We start from the raw sequence: 20,707 nt of genomic DNA on the forward strand, positions 1-20,707 counted from the left end.
GGGCGGTCGCGCGCCCTGCTCCGTTCCGTCCGCGCGAGGCGTCGCGTGCCGTCCGCGTGAGGCGTTCCGGGCGTCCGCGTGTCCCGTTGTCGTACCCGCCTGCCAGACTTGGGCCATGCGCATTGTGGTTCTGGCAGGCGGCATCGGTGGTGCCCGTTTCCTGCGCGGTCTGAAGCGGGCCGTGCCGGACGCGGACGTCACGGTCATCGGCAACACCGGCGACGACATCCACCTCTTCGGGCTGAAGGTCTGCCCGGATCTCGACACGGTGATGTACACGCTCGGCGGCGGCATCGACGAGGAACAGGGCTGGGGCCGGGCGGAGGAGACCTTCCACCTCAAGGAGGAACTCGCGGCCTACGGCGTCGGGCCCGACTGGTTCGGGCTCGGCGACCGGGACTTCGCCACACACATCGTGCGGAGCCAGATGCTCGGCGCGGGCTATCCGCTCAGCGCGGTGACCGAGGCCCTGTGCGACCGGTGGAAGCCCGGGGTGCGGCTGATCCCGATGTCCGACGACCGGGTCGAGACGCACGTCGCGGTGGACATCGACGGCGAGCGCAAGGCGGTCCACTTCCAGGAGTACTGGGTACGGCTGCGGGCGTCGGTCCCGGCCGAGGCGGTCGTGCCGGTCGGCGCCGAGCAGGCCAAGCCCGCACCGGGCGTCCTGGAAGCCATCGCCGAGGCGGACGTGATCCTCTTCCCGCCGTCCAACCCCGTCGTCTCCGTCGGCACCATCCTCGCCGTGCCCGGCATCCGGGAGGCCATCGCCGAGGCCGGTGTGCCGGTGGTCGGCCTGTCCCCCATCGTCGGGGACGCGCCCGTGCGCGGGATGGCCGACAAGGTCCTCGCCGCCGTCGGCGTGGAGTCCACCGCCGCGGCGGTCGCCGAGCACTACGGTTCGGGGCTGCTCGACGGCTGGCTCGTCGACACCGTCGACGCGGGGGTGGTGGAGCGGGTCGAGGAGGCCGGGATCCGCTGCCGGGCGGTGCCGCTGATGATGACCGACCTCGACGCCGCCGCGCAGATGGCGCGGGAGGCGCTGACGCTGGCGGAGGAGGTACGGGGAGCATGAGCGGCACGCCGTCGGCACACGCCGGCGCAGGTGCGGCACCAGCGTTCCGCGCGTGGGCCGTGCCGGGCATGCCCGAGGTGGCGCCGGGCGACGACCTGGCCAAGCTGATCGCCGCCGCCGAGCCCGCCCTGGCCGACGGGGACGTCCTCCTGGTCACCTCGAAGATCGTCTCCAAGGCGGAGGGACGCGTCGTCGAGGCCGCCGACCGGGAGGCGGCGATCGACGCGGAGACCGTACGGGTCGTGGCGCGGCGCGGGCCGCTGCGCATCGTGGAGAACCGGCAGGGCCTGGTCATGGCGGCGGCCGGTGTCGACGCGTCCAACACCCCCTCCGGCACGGTGCTGCTGCTCCCCGAGGACCCGGACGCCTCCGCACGGGCGATCCGCGCCGGTCTGCGCGCCGCCCTCGGGGTCGACGTCGCCGTCGTCGTCACCGACACCTTCGGCCGTCCCTGGCGTGACGGGCTCACGGACGTCGCCATCGGCGCCGCCGGCCTGCGCGTCCTGGACGACCTGCGCGGCGGCACCGACGCCCACGGCAACCCGCTCAGCGCCACCGTCGTCGCCACCGCCGACGAACTCGCCGCCGCGGGCGACCTGGTCAAGGGCAAGGCCGCGGGGCTGCCCGTCGCCGTGGTGCGCGGGCTCGGGCACGTGCTCGCGGCGGACGACGACGCCCCGGGCGCGCGGGCCCTGGTGCGCGACGCACGCGACGACATGTTCCGGCTGGGCACCTCCGAGGCCGTACGGGAGGCGGTGACCCAGCGGCGGACCGTGCGCTCCTTCACCGACGAGCCCGTCGACCCCGGTGCCGTACGGCGCGCGGTGGCCGCGGCGGTGACCGCGCCGGCGCCGCACCACACCACGCCCTGGCGGTTCGTGCTGCTGGAGTCCGCGGCGTCGCGGACCCGGCTGCTGGACGCGATGCGCGAGGCGTGGATCGCCGATCTGCGGCGGGACGGCAAGAGCGAGGAGTCCGTCGCCAAGCGGGTCCGCCGCGGGGACGTCCTGCGCCATGCCCCGTACCTGGTGGTTCCTTGCCTGGTCATGGACGGCTCGCACACCTACGGCGACGCGCGGCGCGACGGGGCCGAGCGGGAGATGTTCGTGGTCGCCGCCGGCGCCGGCGTGCAGAACTTCCTGGTCGCGCTCGCCGGGGAACGGCTCGGCTCGGCGTGGGTGTCCTCGACGATGTTCTGCCGGGACGTGGTGCGCGAGGTGCTGGCCCTGCCGGCGCACTGGGACCCGATGGGGGCGGTGGCGGTCGGTCATCCGGCGCAGCCGCCGAGTCCCCGGCCCGAGCGGGACGCCGGGACGTTCGTCGAGGTGCGGTGAGGCGGCCCGGCCGGCGCGGGTGACCGCTTAGGCTCGTAGCGCACCATCGACGACCCCGGGATCTTATTCGTGGCAGGACGCTTCGCCCCGCGACCGCGGCCCACGCGCACCACCGTGCGCGGCGGCCATGTCGACGTGCCTGCCGTACCCACCGTGCCCGGCTCACCCGCCGCGGGCGCCGGGGATGCCGGGGGCGTGCCGCATCAGGCCCGCGCGCCCGAGCGGGTGCGGACGTGGGTGCCGGACGGACCGCTGGACCTGGGGCTGGTACTCGGACCGCTGCGGCGCGGGCCGGCCGATCCGACGTTCCGGGCGATGCCGGACGGGTCCGTGTGGCGGGCCAGCCGCACCCCGCTGGGTCCCGGCACACTGCGCGTCTGCGCGCGCGGCGGGGAGGTGCGCGGGCAGGCGTGGGGGCCGGGGGCCGAGTGGCTGCTGGAGCGGTTGCCCGAGTTGCTCGGCGCGGCCGACGACCCGGCCGCGTTCACGCCGAGGCACCGGCTGCTCGCGCTGACCCGGCACCGGCGGCCGGGACTGCGGCTGACGCGGACCGGGCTGGTGCTGGAGTCGCTGATCCCGTCGATCCTGGAGCAGAAGGTCACCACGGTCGAGGCGTACGCGGCGTGGCGGACGCTGGTGCGCACGTACGGGGAACCGGCCCCCGGGCCCGTACCGGTGCGGATGCACGTGATGCCGGAGCCGCGTACCTGGGCGCTGATCCCGTCGTGGGACTGGCACCGCGCCGGGGTCGACGACAAGCGGGCGTCCACGGTGCTGCGGTCGGTGCGGGTGGCCGCGCGGCTGGAGGAGGCGGTGCGGATGGCTCCGGCGGCGGCGCGGGAACGGCTGGAGGTCGTGTCCGGGATCGGGCCGTGGACGTCGGCGGAGACCGTGCAGCGCAGTCACGGCGCGCCGGACGCGGTGACCGTCGGGGACCTGCACCTGCCGGGGATCGTCGGGTTCGCGCTGGCCGGGGACCGCGGGGCGGACGACGCGCAGATGCTGCGGCTGCTGGAGCCGTACGCCGGGCAGCGGCACCGTGCGGCCCGGCTGATCCTGCTGAGCGGCCGGGTGCCGCCGCGACGGGCGCCGCGGATGCCGGTGCGCGACATGGGCCGGTTGTAGCGGCCGGAGCCGTCGGTGAGGAGGGCGGGTCGGTCCGCCGTGGCCCCCCGGTCGGCCGGCAGGTCGTGCACGCCCGCCCCTGGTCAGCCGCCGGACGCCGCGGCCCCCGCAACGGCGGGCCTCACTGGTCCGAGGAGAAGCGGACCGCTCCTGCCGGGATGCGGGCGTCGCACCAGATCCTGATGCCGTCCCGCAGCTCGTTGTCGGCGCCGACCACCGCGCCGTCGCCGATCACCGTGCCGGTGAGGACGGAGCGGGTGCCGACGCGGGCGCGGGCACCGATGAGGGAGTCGGTGACGACGGCGCCGGGTTCGATGACGGCGCCGGGCAGGATCGTGCTGCCGCTCACCCGGGCGCCCTCGGCGACGAACGCGCCCTCCCCCACCACCGTGCCCCCGCTCACCTTGGCGTCGGGTGCGACGACGGCCGTGGGCAGGACCAGGCGGTCGCCGCAGCGGCCGGGGACCGCCGGGGAGGGCGCCCGGCCCAGCACCAGGTCGGCCGAGCCGCGCACGAAGGCGGCCGGGGTGCCGAGGTCCAGCCAGTAGGTGGAGTCGACCATGCCCTGCAGGTGGGCCCCGGCCGACAGCAGGCCGGGGAAGGTCTCGCGCTCCACCGACACCGGGCGCCCCCGCGGGATCGTGTCGATGACCGAGCGGCGGAAGACGTACGCCCCCGCGTTGATCTGGTCGGTGACGATCTCCTCGGGGGTCTGCGGCTTCTCCAGGAAGGCGAGGACCCGGCCGGTGCCGTCGGTCGGGACCAGGCCGTACGCACGCGGGTCCGTCACCTTCGTCAGGTGCAGGGAGACGTCCGCGCCCGTCTCCTCGTGCGTGCGCACCAGGGCGCGGATGTCCAGGCCGGTCAGGATGTCGCCGTTGAAGACGAGGACCGGTTCGCCGGGTCCCGAGCGCAGGCGCGGGGCGACGTTGCGCAGGGCGCCGCCGGTGCCGAGCGGTTCCTCCTCGGTCACGTACTCCAGGTGGAGTCCGAGCGCGGAGCCGTCGCCGAAGTACGGTTCGAAGACCTCGGCGAGGTAGGAGGTGGCGAGCACGATGTGCTCGACGCCCGCCGCTTTGGCCCGTGCCAGCTGGTGGGCGAGGAACGGCACGCCGGCCGCCCGCACCATCGGCTTGGGGGTGTGCACCGTGAGCGGGCGCAGCCGGGTGCCCTTGCCGCCGACCAGGAGGATCGCTTCTGTCACCTGTCGTCTCTGCTTCCTGCCGGGACCGGCCGCGCTGTCTTCCGGCGGGCCAGTGTATGCAGATCGGCCTCAGCGGCCCTGGTAGCGCGCCGCGGTGGAGCGGATGGTGCCGAGCTTGGCGTAGAGCTTGCGGCCGGGGCAGTCGGTGGCGAAGCCGTCCCGGTGGCCCGAGATCACGTTCAGGTGCACGTTCTTTCCCTTTCCGTAGAGGTTGCCACCGCCGGACTTCAGGTATGTCTTCCCGCGCGGATTCATCCCGTAGAGGCCGAGCTTCCAGGCGGCCAAGCGGGCGACGGCCTTGACGGCGGCCGAGGAGGGCTTGGACCTGCTGTAGGTGCCGATGACGGCGATGCCGACGCTGTTGCTGTTGAACCCCATGGTGTGTGCGCCCAGCACCGCCTTGGCCACGCCGCCGGCGCGGCCCTCGTAGACGGTGCCGCACTTGTCGACCAGGAAGTTGTAGCCGATGTCGCGCCAGCCCATGCTCTTGACGTGGTAGCGGTAGATGCTGCGGATGACCGAGGGGGTCTGCGAGCAGCGGTAGTTGTTGCCCGTCGCGGTGTGGTGGACGAACGCCGCCTTGGCCTTCTTCGTGTAGACGAACCCGGGGGAACGCAGTGACTCGTCCGCCCCCCAGCCGCGCCGGGTGACGATGCGCGGACGGGCGCCGATGTGCGGCTCGGCCCGCTGGGCGTCCGTCAGTTCGTCGCCGCGCAGGTCGAGCAGTTCGCGTTCGGTGTCCGCCCGGTCGAGGGCCGGGATCTCGGTGGCGCCGAGGGGGGCGAGGCCGCTGTTGGCGGCGGAGGCGGCGGTCGCCGCCTCGCTCAGGTCACCGGTGCGCGGCTGGTCGGTCTGGGGGCCGTCCTCTCCGGGCGTGTCGCCGGGGTCGACGAGTTCCAGGCGCAGCCCGGACGGCAGCGGGACGGGGGGTTCGGCCGCGGTGTCGTCCGTACGGTCCCCGGTGTCGGCGCGGACGCGCAGGTCGACGCCGTCGGAGTCGCCCACCCACAGCGGCGCGGTGGCGCCGCGGATGTGTCCGCCGGTGCGCTCGGCGGTGCCGGGGTCGGCGCCGTGGTCGGTGTTGTGGGTGTCGACGTCCTGCCAGTCGGACCAGGTGCCGGTGGCTGCGGAACGGGTGCGGATCTGGACGCTGCCGTGCAGTTCGGTGGCGGGGTTGTCCCAGACGACGCCGACCAGGGAGAAGTGGCGTACGTCCGCGCGGCGCAGACCCTGTTCGAGGGCGGCGCCGACGGCCCGGCCGCGGGTGCGGCCCGCTGCGCGCGGGGCGAGGGGCAGGGACTGGGTGCTGCCGGGGACGGCCGCCGGGCCGGTGACCGGGCCGGTGGCCGGGGCCGCTCCCGCCGTCGTGGCCGGCGCGGCGGGAGCGGCGGCTGCGGCGGCGCCCGCGAGGACGCCCGGTACGAGGGCGAGACCGGCCGCACAGGTGACACCGATCGAGGACGCAAGGAATCCGTATCGACGCATGCCCCTGATCTTGGACATAGTCAGACATATATGTCCATCTACGAACTGACGGTGCGTCGGGTGTCGTTCCCCCGAACCGGTGGCCGGCCGGGGCACCCACGGCCGCCGCGCCCGGGTGCGCGGGCTCGGCGCCGCGTACCCTTGCGCGAGTGAACGCCACCGAACGCACCCCTGCCGACCTGCTGCGTTCCGCGCTCGCCGCGGACCCGGGACGCCCCCTGGTGACCTTCTACGACGACGCCACGGGCGAACGCGTCGAATTGTCCGTGGCCACCTTCGGCAATTGGGTGGCCAAGACGGCGAACCTCCTCCAGGGGGACCTCGCCGCCGGCCCCGGCGACCGGGTCGCGCTGCTGCTTCCCGCGCACTGGCAGACGGCGGTGTGGCTGCTGGCGTGCGCGTCGGTGGGTGCGGTCGCGGACGTCGGCGGGGATCCGGCGGCGGCCGACGTCGTGGTCAGCGGCCCCGACACGCTGGAGGCGGCACGCGCCTGCACGGGCGAGCGGGTCGCGCTGGCACTCCGGCCGCTGGGCGGGCGCTTCCCGCAGCCGCCCGCGGGATTCGCCGACTACGCCGTCGAGGTGCCCGCGCAGGGCGACCGGTTCGCGCCGTTCGCGCCGGTGGACCCGGAGGAGCCCGCGCTGATCGCGGCCGGTGCGCAGTACACGGCGGCGGAGGTCGTGGAGCGCGCCCGCGCGGACGCGCCGGGACTGAACCTGACGGGGCCCGGCTCCCGGCTGCTGTCCGGGCTGGCGTACGACACGTGGGAGGGGCTGAGCGCGGGCCTGTTCGCGCCGCTCGCGGCCGGCGGTTCCGTCGTGCTCTGCCGGAACCTGGACCGCCTGGACGAGGACGCGCTGGCCAAGCGCATCGAGAGCGAACGGATCACGACGACGGCGAGGTGAGGTCGGCTCCGTACGCCTGGACGGCCGCCCGCCGCCCGCCTCCCGCCGGACGGACGAGTCGGCCTCCGCACGACGGCACGACAGCACGACAGCACGACAGCACGACAGCACCACGGCACCACGGCACGTCCGCTGCCCGCCCGACCGTGACCGGCGCAGCGCCGCCGCCGTGTCCCGCGACCTGATGGTGCACGTGCCCGGTCGCCTCCGACGCGACGGCGGCCGCACCGAGCCGCGCCGGCCTCATCGATGCGCAACTACGCGTACAGGGACGGCGGTTCGGCGTGCACGATCCGTACCGTGGAGAAGCCGGCCGTCATCCGGATCGACCTCCACGTGGTCGTCGACTTCAGCGGGCGCGACATCTCCACGGGACTGTTCGCCGGGCTGTGCGCCGACCGGCCGGTGGAGGTCGCCCGGAGGTATCGCGGGATTCCGGCGCAAACGGCGGCAATTCAGCTTGGCGGGATTCCGTACCCGGATCCGATTCCCCGCCCGGGGAGGAATCGACTGCGCAGTCGTACGGCTACGTTCAGTAGGTTTTGCGAGGGGTGCCGGCGGCTCCCGGGACCGTCTCCGCCCTCGCCGCACCACCCTCGCCCACCCCTACGTTCACCGGCAAGACCACCACCCGGTCCCCCCGTGAGTAAAGCCGCGGCCAAAGGCGAACTTTTGTCCAGGGAAAATGGGCGGATTGCCCAGTTGTAGGGGCGTGGAATTCGTCACCGGCGTCGCTCAATGCTCAACAGGCCGGATAGTGTGAGCGATCCGGTGCTACCGGCCGCGAGGTCATCCTGGGGTCGTACACCGTGAACCAGACCTGAGCGCCTCGGGGGAAGGCGCCGCGTGGCCCCGACGGAGGGTTCGGACAACCGTGGACGCGCAAGGCCGTGGGCGGGCGGACAACATCGATCCCGCAGACCAGTGGGTGCTCAATCCGAACACTGGTGAATACGAACTGCGACTGGATCCTTCCGCTCCGCAGTCACCGGTCCCGGGCCCGCGCAGACCCTCCGCCCCCGGGGCGGGCGGCGCGGCCTCCGGTCGGCGCGGTGCCCCGGCCGGAGAAGAGCGGGCGCGTGAGACGGCTCCGGCACCCACCGTGCCCGGGCCGCGCCGCCGCCGCGGCGCGCCCGCGGAGGAGCCGGTCCCGCCCGGCAGGCGCAGCCGCCGCCCGGAAAAGAAGAAGAAGTCGAGGACCAAGAAGGTCCTGATGTGGACCGGCGGCACCATGGCGTTCGTCCTGGTCGGCGTCGGCACGGCGGGCTACCTGATCTTCAAGCACCTGGAAGGCAACGTCACCACCACCGACGTGGGCAGCGCGGCGAAGAGCGGCTTCAGCAAGGACGAGGCCTTCAACATCCTCGTCATCGGCACCGACAAGCGGACCGGTAAGGGCAACGAGGGCTACGGCGACAAGGGCAGCGTGGGCCACGCGGACACCAACATCCTGCTGCACGTCTCCAAGGACCGTACGAACGCGACCGCGTTGAGCATCCCCCGCGACCTGATCGTCGACGTGCCCGACTGCCCGACCAAGCAGCCCGACGGCACCACGAAGGTCGTCCCGGGCACCCCGAACGTCCGGTTCAACACGAGCCTCGGCCAGGACGGCCGGGACCCGGGCTGCACGATGCGCACGGTCAAGGAGGTCACGGGGATCGCCCCGGACCACTTCATGATGGCCGACTTCAACGCGGTGAAGACGCTGACGTCGGCGGTGGGCGGCGTGGAGGTGTGCCTCAAGCACCCCGTCAACGACAAGGACTCGCACCTGGACCTGCCCGCCGGTTCGTCCAAGATCGAGGGCGAGCAGGCGCTGGCGTTCGTCCGCACCCGGCACAGCTTCGGCAACCACGGCGACCTGGACCGGATCAAGGTGCAGCAGCAGTTCCTCAGTTCGCTGATGCGCAAGATGGCCTCCAGCGACACCCTCACCAACCCGGTCAAGCTGTACGACCTCGCGGACGCGGCCACCAAGTCGCTGACCGTCGACACCGGCATCGGCAAGGCGAGCACGCTCAAGGACGTGGCGCTGGAGCTGAAGAAGGTGCCGACGAAGAACATCACCTTCCTGACCGTGCCGGTGCTCGACAACCCGGCCGACGGCCCGGTGCACAAGACGGTCATCGTCGATCAGGGCCAGGCGCCCAAGGTCTTCCAGGCCATCGGCGGCGACGTCTCCTTCACCGACGTGAAGAAGAAGGAGCAGCAGGCGAAGGACGCGCAGGCGGCCCAGCTCAAGGGCGCCCGGTCGGCGGCCGGCGAGGTGCGGGTGCGCATCCTCAACGGCGGGGCCAAGGACGGCGCCGCGCAGGAGACCCTCACCTGGCTGCAGAACCAGCAGGGCGTGCTCAAGTCGGAGAACGGCAGCAACGCGCCGCAGAAGCTGGACAAGACCACCCTCGAGTACGCACCCGACCAGGCGGCCCAGGCCCGTGAACTCGCCGCGCTCATGGGGCTGCCCGGTTCCGCGCTGAAGCCGGGCAAGAGCGTGACCAACTCCCAGGGGCTGCCCGCCATGACGCTGACCCTGGGCAAGGACTACAAGGGAGCGGGAGTGTCGCTCACCGCACCCGAGAAGGCACCCACGGTGCAGGGGCAGCACACGGCGGACAAGGTTCAGTGCGCCAGTTGAGCGCACCGTGTGACCTTACGGGCCTGTCGTACGTCTAACACGGCGTACGACAGGCCTGTTCGATGACATGAGGGCGGGGAGGATGGGGAGTTGACGCAGAGCGGTCTGCGCGGGGAGGGGCCCGCGGTCGAGGACACGATGCCTCTGGCGCAACACGAGAAGAACGCGGGAGGCGGTCACGGCCGTCGCGGCGGTGGCGGCGGCCGGGGAAGCCGCGGCACCGGCGGCAGACGTCCGAAGCGGCGGGTGCTGCGCTGGTCGGCCACGGTCCTCGCGGTGGTCATACTCGGCACGGCCGGCGCCGGATACCTCTACTACGAGCACCTCAACGGCAACATACGCAAGGGCGAGCGCGACAGCGGCGACTCCAAGGCGCAGAAGACGAAGGCGAACGCCGACGGCCAGACGCCCGTGAACATCCTGCTGATCGGCTCGGACAGCCGCAACTCCGATGCCAACGTGGCGCTCGGGGGCAGCCGGGAGAACCGGGGCAGCCCGCCGCTGGGCGACGTGCAGATGCTGATCCACCTGGCCGCGGACCGCAAGAGCGCCGAGGTGGTGAGCATCCCGCGCGACACCCGCGTGGACATCCCCAAGTGCACGGACCCGAAGACCGGCACGAAGTACCCGGCGACCAACGCCATCATCAACGAGTCGCTGGCCCGCGGCGGCGCCGGCTGCACCCTCGCCACCTGGCAGAACCTCACCGGTGTGTACATCGACCACTGGATGACGATCGACTTCGCGGGCGTGGTGAAGATGGCGGACGCCATCGGCGGCGTGGACGTGTGCGTGAAGCAGAACGTGTGGGACCGTTCGACGGCTCTCGCGCACGGCGGCTCCGGCCTGAAGCTGACGGCCGGCACCCACAAGGTCAAGGGCGTGCAGGCCCTCCAGTGGCTGCGCACCCGGCACGCCTGGGGCAGTGACCTGCTGCGGGCAAGGGCCCAGCACATGTACCTGAACTCGATGATCCGCACGCTCAAGAGCCAGAGCATCTTCACCGACACCGGCCGGCTGCTGGATCTGGCCGAGGCGGCCACGAGGTCGCTTCAGGTCTCCGAGGAGATCGGCACCGGCAAGAAGCTGTACGACCTGGCCATGCAGCTCAAGACGGTCCCCACCGACCGCATCACGATGACGACGATGCCGAACGTCCAGGACCCGCAGAACCGCGACCACGTCGTCCCCGACGGCGCCAACGCCCAGAAGATCTGGAAGCTGATCCAGGACGACGTGGCCTTCGACGCCAACGGCAAGACCGAGGACGCGAAGAAGGACGCCGGCAAGAGCGGCGCCAAGACCCCGCCCGCCACGCAACCGGCCCACCCGGACGGCCAGATCGGCGTCACGGTGCAGAACGGCACCCGCACCACCGAGCTGGCCCCCATCGGCCACCGGGCCACCGCCATCAGCGACGAACTGGTGGGCAAGGGCTTCACCAAGGCGTCGCCGGACAGCACCACGACCCCGTCCGCGTCCCAGACGGTCGTGCGCTACCCGAGCGCCGAGCTGAAGGGCGACGCCGAGCGGGTCGCCACCGCCCTGGGCATCCCGACGACTTCGGTGGAGAAGTCGACGGACGTCTCCGGCGTCACCGTCGTCGTCGGCGCGGACTGGCGGCAGGGCAGCACCTACCCGAAGCAGGAGACCCCCAAGGCCGGGGACATCCCGGAGAACTCCGACGCCATCAACGGCGCGGACACCAAGCAGTGCATGGACGTGTACAAGCCTTACCAGTGGTAGGGGCGGACATCCATGCCGAAGGGCCCCTCACCGCGGTGCGGTGAGGGGCCCTTCGGGGTGCTGCTCGTGACGGCTCTCAGCCGGCGGTGGCGACGACCGCCGGGCGCCGGGAGGCGATGACCTTCCTCGCCAGGGACCTGGGGCTCGTCAGGAAGCCCCAGCCCCACGACATGTGCATGGTGGCCAGGGCCACCGGTATGCGCACGCGCGCCCGCAGCGGCAGGCCCTTGCCCGCCGGCAGCGAGCCCGCGGCGATCGCCGCCAGGTAGCCGCCCGGGACGAGGAGGGCCCACGGGGTCACGGCCGCGCCCACCACGACCCCGGCCGCGATGGCGCACACGGCGGTCGGCGGGGCGAGGTAGCGCAGGTTGATGGAGCCCTCGTGGTACCGGGCGACGACGTGCCGCCAGCGGCCGTAGTCCTTGTACTGCTTGGCGAGCGCCCGCACGTTCGGCCGCGGGCGGTAGGAGACCCGCAGCTCGGGCGAGAACCAGATCAGGCCGCCCGCCTCGCGGATGCGGAAGTTCAGCTCCCAGTCCTGGGCGCGGATGAACTCCTCGTTGTAGCCGCCCTGTCGCTCCAGCGCCTCGCGGCGGAACACGCCCAGGTAGACCGTCTCGGCCGGGCCGGCCTGGCCGCCGGTGTGGAAGGCCGCGTTGCCGACGCCGATCTTCGACGTCATCGCGGCGGCGACCGCGTGCTCCCAGGCGTTCTCGCCCTCGGCGTGCATGATGCCGCCCACGTTCTGCGCGCCCGTCTCCTCCAGGAGCCGCACCGCCGTGGCGATGTAGTTCGGCGAGAGCATCCCGTGGCCGTCGACGCGGACCACGATCGGATGGCGGGAGGCCTTGATCGCGGCGTTGAGCGCGGCCGGGGTGCGCCCGGTGGGGTTCGGGACCGTGTGCACACGCGGGTCGTCGCGGACGAGCTGGGCGGCGATCTCGTCCGTGCGGTCCGCTGACGGACCCAGGGCGATCACGACCTCCATCTCGCCGTCGTACTCCTGCGCGAGGATCGCTTCGACGGCCCCGCGCAGGTGCCGCTCCTCATTGAGGACCGGCATGATCACAGAAACAGCGGGGAGCCGCACGTCGGAGTTGGCGTTCATCGGTGCTCACGTTACCGCGAACGGGGGACACCGGTGCGCGCCGCGGGGCCCACCGCACCGGGCAGCAGATCGTATGGGCCTACGGTGCTCACGGTGTCCACCCACGCCCTACGCGGAGGTGTCCCCCATGTCCACCACGTCGCCCCGGCCGCCCCGGCCGCCCGTGCCCCCGCGGCACGGACCGCGACAGGCCGCCGCCGCACCTTCCCGAGCGGCCCGTGCTCCGTACGCGCCCCCACCGCGCCGCAGGCCGCGCTGGGCCATGCGGGCGGCCACCACGGTCTCCGTGGTGGTGCTCGCCTCCGCCGGGATCGGACACGCGGTGGTCTCCAGCCTGGACGCCGACATCGCCCGGGTCGACCCGTTCAAGGACATGAAGAACCGGCCGCCGACGGGCCACGGCATGAACGTCCTGCTGGTCGGCACCGACGGCCGCGACAAGATCAGTGAGCGGGAGCGGCAGCGCTACCGGCTCGGCGGCCAGCCCTGCCACTGCACCGACACGATGATGATCGTGCACCTCTCCCGGGACCGGGAACGGGCCAGCGTCGTCAGCCTGCCCCGCGACTCCTACGTCGACCTGCCCGCCCACCTCGACCGGAACACCGGCAAGCAGCACCTGCCGCACCCCGTCAAGCTGAACGCGGCGTACGCCGAGGGCGGCCCCAACCTCACCGTGAGCACGGTCGAGAGCATGACCCACCTGAAGATCGACCACTACCTGGAGGTGGACTTCACCACCTTCATGCGGACCGTGGACGTCCTCGGCGGCGTCGAGATCTGCACCGCGCTCCCGCTGAAGGACACCTACACCGGCCTGGACCTGCCCGCCGGCCTCCACTCCCTCACCGGCGGCCAGGCCCTGCAGTACGTCCGCTCCCGGCACATCGACGGGGCCAGCGACTTCGGCCGGATGAAGCGCCAGCAGCTCTTCCTGGCCGCGCTGATCGAGCGGGCGACCTCCTCACGGGTGCTGCTGAACCCCCTGAAGTTCCGGGACGTGACCCGGGCCGTGCTCGGCTCGGTCCGCGCCGACCAGGGCTTCCACACCGACGAGCTGCTCGACCTCGGCCGGGCGATGCGGAACTTCTCGCCCTCCTCGTCGGAGTTCACCACGGTCCCCGTCGCGCAGACGTCCTTCCCCGTCAAGGGGCTCGGCTCGACCGTGAAGTGGGACCAGGCGCAGGCGGACCGGCTCTTCCGCACGCTGCGCGAGGACCGTCCGCTGGCCGTGCGCAGACCGGACCGGAAGCCGGACGGCACGGCGGCGGTGGAGATCCCCCCGCAGCGCATCAGGGTCCAGGTGGAGAACGGCACCGGCACGGTGGGCCTCGGCCGACGGGTCGACACGGCGCTGGCCGCGGTCGGGTTCGGTACGACCAGGGCGCCCGTGGACGCCAGGGAACGCGGGGTGAAGCGGACCGTCGTCCTCTACGACCCCCGGTGGGACCGCTCGGCCAGGTCGCTGGCCGCCGCCCTGCCGGGCAGCGAGCTGCGGGCCGTACCGGGGCAGGGCGCCACGCTCCGGGTGATCGCCGGGAGCGAGTACCGCGAGGTGCGCAAGGTCCGGGTGCGCGCGGTGAACCAGGACACCACCGAGGTGGTGCGGGGCGACCAGGTCGCGTGCGACTGAGCCCGGTGGGGCACCGGGCGGCCGGGGCGGCGGCTCAGTCCTCGAAGCCCTCCGCCGCCCGCTTCTCCCGCAGCTCCTTGATGGCGCGGCGGCGGGCCAGGCGGTGCGTGCGGCGGATCTGGGCCTCCTGGCAGCGGCGCTTGTCCTGCTCGGTCTCGGGCAGGACGGGCGGCACCGCGCGGGGCCTGCCGTCCGCGTCCACGGCGGCGAAGACCAGGTAGGCGGAGCCGACCTGGGTGGCCGGGGCGGACTCGTTCCAGCGCTCGGCGAGCACCCGGACGCCGACCTCCATGGAGGTCCGTCCGGTCCAGTTGACCTGGGCCTTCACATGGACCAGGTCGCCGACACGGACCGGTTCGAGGAACGCCATCTCGTCCATGGATGCGGTGACGGCGGGCCCGCCGCTGTGCCGCCCGGCCACCGCGCCCGCGGCGTCGTCGACCAGCTTCATGATCACCCCGCCGTGCACCGTGCCCAGGAGGTTGGTGTCGCTGTGGGTCATGATGTGGCTGAGGGTGGTCCGGGACGCCGAGGTGGGCTTGCCCGGTATCTCCGCGGTGCCGGATTCCGCGACGGGGGCCTGATCTGTCATGGGCTCCACCTTATGCCGCGTCGGGATCCGGGGAATTTGTGTCAGCTTGGCAACAGCCGTGACCTTATTTTCCGACGGCCCTTGTAAGTCACACCCCGGCGCCCGGCACACTGGGGCGCATGAATGATTGGCCCGAGGGGCGGTCCGACGACAACCGCGGACCCCGGTACGGACGCGGCAGCGCCGGTGCGCAGCCGGAGGGCGCGCGCGTGATGCGCCAGGTGCGGCGCGGCGGCCCGGCGGTGCCGCCCGGCCGGCGCGGCTACGACGGCCCCGGCGGGCAGGGTCCCGCGGCGCCGCCCCACCGGGTCCCGCAGCAGCCGTCGTACGTCGGCGGAGGGGAGGGCTCCGGCTACGACGACGGCCAGGGCTACGACAGCGGCTACAACACCGGACACGTCTACGGCAGACCGGGCCCCGGCGGCCCCGGCGGCCCGGACGGTCCGGACGGGGGCCGCAGCCGCGGCCCGCGGCCCGCGCCGAACTGGCGCCGCCGCATCAAGTGGACCGCGATCACGCTCGTCACCCTGCTCGTGGTCACCTCGGTGGGCACGTACTTCTGGGCCGACTCCAAGCTCAACCGGGACGTCGACCTGTCCAAGGTCATCGACCGGCCGGAGGCCGGCAAGGGCACGAACTACCTGATCGTCGGCTCCGACAGCCGCGACGGGCTCTCCGCGGCCGACAAGAAGAAGCTGCACACCGGCTCCGCCGAGGGCAAGCGCACCGACTCCATGATGATCCTGCACGTCGGGGACAACGGGGACACGCTGATCTCGCTGCCCCGCGACTCCAACGTCACGATCCCGCAGTTCCGCGGCTCGGAGTCCGGCAAGATCAAGGGCCCCCTCGGGCAGAACAAGCTCAACGCGGCCTACGCCTACGACGGCCCGACCCTGCTGGTGCGCACGATCGAGTACAACACCGGGCTGCACATCGACCACTACGTGGAGATAGGCTTCGCCGGCTTCGCCAACATCGTGGACTCGGTCGGCGGCGTCGAGATGACCATCGACAAGCCCTTCAAGGACAAGTGGTCCGGCGCCGACTTCAAGGCCGGCAAGCAGACACTGAACGGCGAGCAGGCGCTGGCCTTCGTCCGCACCCGGCACGCCTTCGCGGCCTCCGACCTCCAGCGCACCAAGAACCAGCAGAAGTTCCTCTCCGCGCTCGCGCACGAGGTCGCCACCCCGACGACGGTCCTGAACCCGTTCAAGTTCTACCCGACCATGGGCGCGGGCCTGGACTCCCTCATCGTCGACAAGGACATGAGCCTGTGGGACCTGGCGTCCATGTTCTGGGCGATGAAGGGGGTCAGCGGCGGCGACGGCACCTCCATGAACATGCCCGTCTCCGGCTCGGTCGGCGGCAACCTCGTCTGGGACAAGTCGAAGGTCAAGACGCTGGTGGACGAGTTGAAGAACGACCAGAAGGTCACCGTCTCCGGCAACTGAGCGTTCCCGGCGACCGACCGACCGGCCCGGCGCCGGCAGCGGGGCCCCGCGGCACACGTCCGAGGGGCCCCGCCGTCATGCCGGGGGTCGGATCACATCCGGGCGCCCGCCATCGTGCGGCACATCTCCGCGCAGCGGCGACACGCCTCCGCGCAGCGCATCATCATCTGGTCGTCGGGCATCGACATGCACGCCTCGGCGCACATGTCGCAGGCCTTGGCGCACATCGCGCACATCTCGGACGACATGGGCGAGCGGCGCATCATCATGTCCGCGCACATGCGGGTCGTCTCGGAGCAGTCCATGAGCGCGCGCATGATCTGCATCTGCGGCTGGCCGCCCATCTGCATGCAGGAGCTCATGGCCTCCTCGCAGATGTTGTGGCACGTCATGCAGGCGTCGACGCAGTCCTGCATCTCCTTGGTCAGGGCGGTCATGGCACCGGGCTGGGTGTGGGTCATGGCTCCTCCTGGAGGGCGAAGGGGCCCCGGGGCGGGCCCCGTGCCCTTCCGTCGTACGCCCGCCCACGGCTGTCCGCCATCCGGCGGAGGTACTGATTCCGCTACGCCCGTTCGGATGACGGGGACACGGGCGCACCGGCACCGTGCGTCACGGCTTCCTGCCGACCCCCGCGAAGTGGGTGACCTCCACCGGCTCCCCGTCCCCCGGCTCGGGCCGCCAGCGGGAGCAGGAGACGATGCCGGGCTCCAGCAGCTCCACCGGGTCGAACAACCGGACGAGATCGCCGCGCCCACGCAGGGTCATGGGCGCCGAGCCCTGGCCGTTCCAGTACTCCACCGCCCGGTTCATCGCCTCGCCGTCCACCTCCGTGGTGGGGTGCGACACGACCAGGTGACTGCCGGAGGGCACGGCCGCCAGCAGCCGGCGCACGACGGAGACGGCCTCGTCGGTGTCCAGGACGAAGTTCAGGATGCCGAGCATGGTGATGGCCACGGGCCGGTCGAGGTCCAGCGTCTCGGCTGCCTTGCGCAGGATGGTCTCGGGGTCGTGCACGTCCGCGTCGACGTAGTCGGTGGCGCCCTCGCGGGTGCTGGTGAGCAGGGCGCTCGCGTGCGCGAGGACGAGGGGGTCGTTGTCGACGTAGACGACCTTGCTGGCGGGCGCGATCCGCTGGGCCACCTCGTGGGTGTTGTCGGCGGTCGGCAGTCCGGTGCCGATGTCGAGGAACTGCCGAATCCCCGCCTCCCCGGCGAGGTGACGCACCGCGCGGGCCAGGAAGCGCCGGTCCGCGACCGCCGAGCGGGGCAGTTGGGGCACGAAGGAGAGGATCTGCTCGCCGACCTCCTGGTCCACCGGGTAGTTGTCCCTGCCGCCCAGCCAGTAGTTCCAGATCCGGGCCGAGTGCGACACGTCGCTGCGCAGCCGTGCCGTGCGCGCGGCGCCCTCGTCGTACACCGGGGAAAGGTCGGACATGGGCCGGGCCTCCTTCGGGCGGAACGGGTCAGCCGGCCCAACGTAGCGCCAAGTCACCTCCCAAACAGGCCACTTGGCCAACTTCGGCCTGTGCGACGGGCGTCGCCCTCCGCCCGCCCGGACAGAGGGCGGACGAAGGGCGACGGGAGCGGTGCGCGTACGGACGGCTACGCAAGGTTACGGGCCATCACGATCCGCTGAACCTGGTTCGTGCCCTCATAGATCTGGGTGATCTTCGCGTCGCGCATCATGCGCTCCACCGGGTAGTCGCGGGTGTAGCCGTAGCCGCCGAGGAGCTGGACGGCGTCCGTGGTGACCTCCATGGCGACGTCCGAGGCGAAGCACTTGGCGGCGGCGCCCTGGTAGGTGAGGTCGGCGTCGCCCCGCTCGGAGGCGGCGGCGGCCTGGTAGGTCAGGGCGCGGGCCGCGGAGACCTTCATGGCCATGTCGGCGAGCATGAACTGGATGCCCTGGAAGTCGGCGATCGGCTTGCCGAACTGCCTGCGCTCCTTGACGTAGCCCTTGGCGTAGTCGAGGGCGCCCTGGGCGATGCCGAGGGCCTGGGCGGCGATGGTGATGCGGGTGTGGTCGAGGGTCTTCATCGCGGTGGCGAAGCCGGTGCCCTCGGCGCCGATCATGCGGTCGGCGGGGATGCGCACGTTGTCGAGGTAGACCTCGCGGGTCGGGGAGCCCTTGATGCCGAGCTTCTTCTCCGGGGCGCCGAAGGAGACGCCCGGGTCGGACTTCTCGACGACGAAGGCGGAGATGCCCTTGGAGCGCTTCTCCGGGTCGGTGACGGCCATCACCGTGTAGAACTCGGAGACGCCCGCGTTGGTGATCCAGCGCTTGACGCCGTTGAGGACGTAGTGGTCGCCGTCGCGGACGGCCTTGGTCTTCATGCCGGCCGCGTCCGAGCCGGCGTCCGGCTCGGAGAGGCAGTAGGAGAACATCGCCCGGCCCTTGGCGAGCGGGCCCAGGTACTTCTTCTTCAGCTCCTCGGAGCCGGAGAGGATCACCGGGAGGGAGCCCAGCTTGTTCACCGCGGGGATGAGGGAGGAGGAGGCGCAGACGCGGGCCACCTCCTCGATGACGACGACGGTCGCGAGGGCGTCCGCGCCCGCGCCGCCGTAGCTCTCGGGGACGTGCACGGCGTGCAGGTCGTTCGCGACCAGGGCGTCGAGGGCCTCCTGCGGGAAGCGGGCCTCCTCGTCCACCTGGGCGGCGTACGGCGCGATCTTCGCCTCGGCCAGCGAGCGGACGGCGTCGCGGAGCATGTCGTGCTCCTCGGACGGGCGGTACAGGTCGAAGTCAGCCGATCCGGCCAAGGTCTCTCACGCTCCAAAGGCGACCAGTGATGACAGGTGATGACGAGCGGTGATGCTAATTACCGTTAAGTAACTCGAATTTTAGGGGCCTGCTCACGTGAGCGGTACGTGAGCTTGGCGACAGCGGGTGGGTGGTGGGACATTGCCCGGCGGGGGCTTCGCGCATGCCCCCGATATGCTCGGGCAGCGCATTGCCGTCATCCCTCCTGGAGCATCGATGAGCCTGAAGATCACCGTGATCGGCACCGGCTATCTCGGCGCCACCCACGCCGCGGCCATGGCCGAGATGGGCTTCGAGGTGCTGGGCCTGGATGTCGTCCCCGAGAAGATCGAGATGCTGCGGCGGGGCGAGGTCCCCATGTACGAGCCCGGTCTGGAGGACCTGCTGCGCCGGCACGTGGCCGGCCTGGAGGGCTCCACCGGGCGGCTGCGCTTCACCCAGGACTGGGCCGAGGCGGGCGCTTTCGGCGACGTCCACTTCCTCTGTGTGAACACCCCGCAGAAGCACGGCGAGTACGCGTGTGACATGTCCTACGTCGATTCCGCCGTCGCCTCGCTCGCGCCCCACCTGACCGGGCCCGCCCTGGTCGTCGGCAAGTCGACGGTGCCCGTCGGGTCGGCGGACCGGCTGGCCCGTGTGCTCACCTCCCTGGCGCCCGCGGGCGAGGAGGTCGAGCTGGCCTGGAACCCGGAGTTCCTACGGGAGGGCTTCGCCGTCCAGGACACGCTGCACCCGGACCGGATCGTGGTCGGCGTGCGCGGCGAGCGGGCCGAGAAGCTGCTGCGGGAGGTGTACGCCGCGCCGGTCGCCGAGGGCTCCCCCTTCGTCGTCACCGACTTCCCCACCGCCGAACTGGTGAAGACCTCCGCGAACTCCTTCCTGGCCACGAAGATCTCCTTCATCAACGCCATGGCGGAGGTGTGCGAGGCCGCGGGCGGCGACGTCGCCAAGCTGGCGGAGGCCATCGGGTACGACGACCGGATCGGCCGGAAGTTCCTGCGCGCCGGGATCGGCTTCGGCGGCGGCTGCCTGCCCAAGGACATCCGCGCGTTCATGGCGCGCGCCGGTGAGCTGGGCGCCGACCAGGCGCTGACCTTCCTGCGCGAGATCGACTCGATCAACATGCGCCAGCGCGGCCGGATGGTCGAGCTGACCCGGCAGGCGCTGGGCGGCGGGCCGTTCCTCGGCAAGCGGATCGCGGTGCTGGGCGCCACGTTCAAGCCGGACTCGGACGACGTGCGGGACTCGCCCGCGCTCAACGTGGCCGGGCAGATCCACCTCCAGGGCGGACAGGTGACCGTCCACGATCCCAAGGGCATGGACAACGCGCGCCGTCTCTTCCCGACGCTCGGGTACGCCGACTCGGCGCTGGAGGCGGTCCGGGGCGCCGACGCGGTCCTGCACCTGACCGAGTGGCGGCAGTTCCGCGAGCTGGACCCGGCCGAGCTGGGCGAGGTCGCGGCGGCCCGGCTGGTCCTCGACGGGCGCAACGCGCTCGACGCCGAGCTGTGGCGGCGGGCCGGGTGGACGTACCGGGCGATGGGACGCCCGACGGCGTAGCGGCGCGGGCCCCTGGCGGGCGACGCCGGTTCGGCCGAGGCTCAGTCGGCCGAACCGGCGTCTTCCCGCATTCTCCCACCACCGCGGG

Annotated in this window: 16 protein-coding genes; 9 read left to right on the top strand and 7 right to left on the bottom strand. The window is 72.2% G+C overall.

The annotated features are described in order from the left end of the window. Window positions 1-115: 115 nt before the first annotated feature. The 3 genes from cofD to ACFC02_RS25320 all read left to right on the top strand — a co-directional run bounded on the left by cofD (window position 116) and on the right by ACFC02_RS25320 (window position 3,534). Complete coding sequence (gene cofD, locus ACFC02_RS25310; RefSeq protein WP_376361575.1) at window positions 116-1,075, top strand: 2-phospho-L-lactate transferase; 960 nt, start codon at window positions 116-118, stop codon at window positions 1,073-1,075. Then, window positions 1,072-2,409, top strand: coding sequence for a coenzyme F420-0:L-glutamate ligase (locus ACFC02_RS25315; protein WP_376361577.1), 1,338 nt, complete (start codon window positions 1,072-1,074; stop codon window positions 2,407-2,409). The genes cofD and ACFC02_RS25315 overlap by 4 nt, the downstream gene beginning before the upstream one ends. A 69-nt stretch (window positions 2,410-2,478) precedes the next feature. Beyond that, on the top strand, window positions 2,479-3,534 hold the full coding sequence (locus ACFC02_RS25320; protein ID WP_376361580.1) for a DNA-3-methyladenine glycosylase family protein: 1,056 nt from the start codon (window positions 2,479-2,481) through the stop codon (window positions 3,532-3,534). Window positions 3,535-3,655: 121 nt separating this feature from the next. Here ACFC02_RS25320 and ACFC02_RS25325 read toward each other — a convergent pair whose 3' ends face one another. Next, window positions 3,656-4,738, bottom strand: a complete 1,083-nt coding sequence (locus ACFC02_RS25325) for a sugar phosphate nucleotidyltransferase (RefSeq protein ID WP_376361583.1) — start codon at window positions 4,736-4,738, stop codon at window positions 3,656-3,658. 69 nt (window positions 4,739-4,807) lie between these two features. Then, entirely contained in the window at window positions 4,808-6,241 is a 1,434-nt protein-coding gene (locus ACFC02_RS25330; protein ID WP_376361586.1) for a peptidoglycan recognition protein, read from the bottom strand. Between the two features lie 131 nt (window positions 6,242-6,372). Between ACFC02_RS25330 and ACFC02_RS25335 the strand changes: the two genes are divergently transcribed. From ACFC02_RS25335 to ACFC02_RS25345, 3 genes are all read left to right on the top strand, one after another. Continuing rightward, a complete protein-coding gene (locus ACFC02_RS25335) occupies window positions 6,373-7,128 on the top strand; it encodes a TIGR03089 family protein (protein ID WP_376361589.1) in 756 nt (251 codons plus the stop codon). A gap of 874 nt (window positions 7,129-8,002) precedes the next feature. Continuing rightward, on the top strand, window positions 8,003-9,766 hold the full coding sequence (locus tag ACFC02_RS25340) for an LCP family protein (protein ID WP_376361592.1): 1,764 nt from the start codon (window positions 8,003-8,005) through the stop codon (window positions 9,764-9,766). A gap of 90 nt (window positions 9,767-9,856) precedes the next feature. After that, window positions 9,857-11,512, top strand: coding sequence for an LCP family protein (locus ACFC02_RS25345; protein ID WP_376361595.1), 1,656 nt, complete (start codon window positions 9,857-9,859; stop codon window positions 11,510-11,512). A gap of 76 nt (window positions 11,513-11,588) precedes the next feature. Here ACFC02_RS25345 and ACFC02_RS25350 read toward each other — a convergent pair whose 3' ends face one another. Continuing rightward, entirely contained in the window at window positions 11,589-12,620 is a 1,032-nt protein-coding gene (locus tag ACFC02_RS25350) for a glycosyltransferase family 2 protein (protein ID WP_376361598.1), read from the bottom strand. A 127-nt stretch (window positions 12,621-12,747) separates the two neighbouring features. On the opposite strand from ACFC02_RS25350, the gene ACFC02_RS25355 reads away from it, so the two are divergent. Further along, window positions 12,748-14,253 (top strand): LCP family protein, encoded by a 1,506-nt coding sequence (locus ACFC02_RS25355; protein WP_376361600.1) that lies wholly within the window; start codon window positions 12,748-12,750, stop codon window positions 14,251-14,253. Between the two features lie 34 nt (window positions 14,254-14,287). On the opposite strand, the gene ACFC02_RS25360 is transcribed toward ACFC02_RS25355, so the two are convergent. Beyond that, entirely contained in the window at window positions 14,288-14,845 is a 558-nt protein-coding gene (locus ACFC02_RS25360; protein WP_376361603.1) for an acyl-CoA thioesterase, read from the bottom strand. Window positions 14,846-14,964: 119 nt separating this feature from the next. On the opposite strand from ACFC02_RS25360, the gene ACFC02_RS25365 reads away from it, so the two are divergent. Then, on the top strand, window positions 14,965-16,299 hold the full coding sequence (locus tag ACFC02_RS25365) for an LCP family protein (protein ID WP_376361606.1): 1,335 nt from the start codon (window positions 14,965-14,967) through the stop codon (window positions 16,297-16,299). Window positions 16,300-16,391: 92 nt separating this feature from the next. Here ACFC02_RS25365 and ACFC02_RS25370 read toward each other — a convergent pair whose 3' ends face one another. The 3 genes from ACFC02_RS25370 to ACFC02_RS25380 form a co-directional block, all read right to left on the bottom strand. After that, window positions 16,392-16,760 (bottom strand): four-helix bundle copper-binding protein, encoded by a 369-nt coding sequence (locus tag ACFC02_RS25370; protein ID WP_376361609.1) that lies wholly within the window; start codon window positions 16,758-16,760, stop codon window positions 16,392-16,394. A 148-nt stretch (window positions 16,761-16,908) separates the two neighbouring features. Next, window positions 16,909-17,733, bottom strand: a complete 825-nt coding sequence (locus tag ACFC02_RS25375) for an SAM-dependent methyltransferase (RefSeq protein ID WP_376361612.1) — start codon at window positions 17,731-17,733, stop codon at window positions 16,909-16,911. A gap of 167 nt (window positions 17,734-17,900) precedes the next feature. Next, window positions 17,901-19,058, bottom strand: a complete 1,158-nt coding sequence (locus ACFC02_RS25380) for an acyl-CoA dehydrogenase (RefSeq protein ID WP_376361614.1) — start codon at window positions 19,056-19,058, stop codon at window positions 17,901-17,903. Between the two features lie 217 nt (window positions 19,059-19,275). Between ACFC02_RS25380 and ACFC02_RS25385 the strand changes: the two genes are divergently transcribed. After that, on the top strand, window positions 19,276-20,619 hold the full coding sequence (locus ACFC02_RS25385) for a UDP-glucose dehydrogenase family protein (protein WP_376361617.1): 1,344 nt from the start codon (window positions 19,276-19,278) through the stop codon (window positions 20,617-20,619). Window positions 20,620-20,707: the final 88 nt, after the last annotated feature.

The sequence above is a fragment of the Streptomyces sp. NPDC056160 genome (assembly GCF_042268205.1).
Classification (GTDB): Bacteria; Actinomycetota; Actinomycetes; order Streptomycetales; family Streptomycetaceae; genus Streptomyces.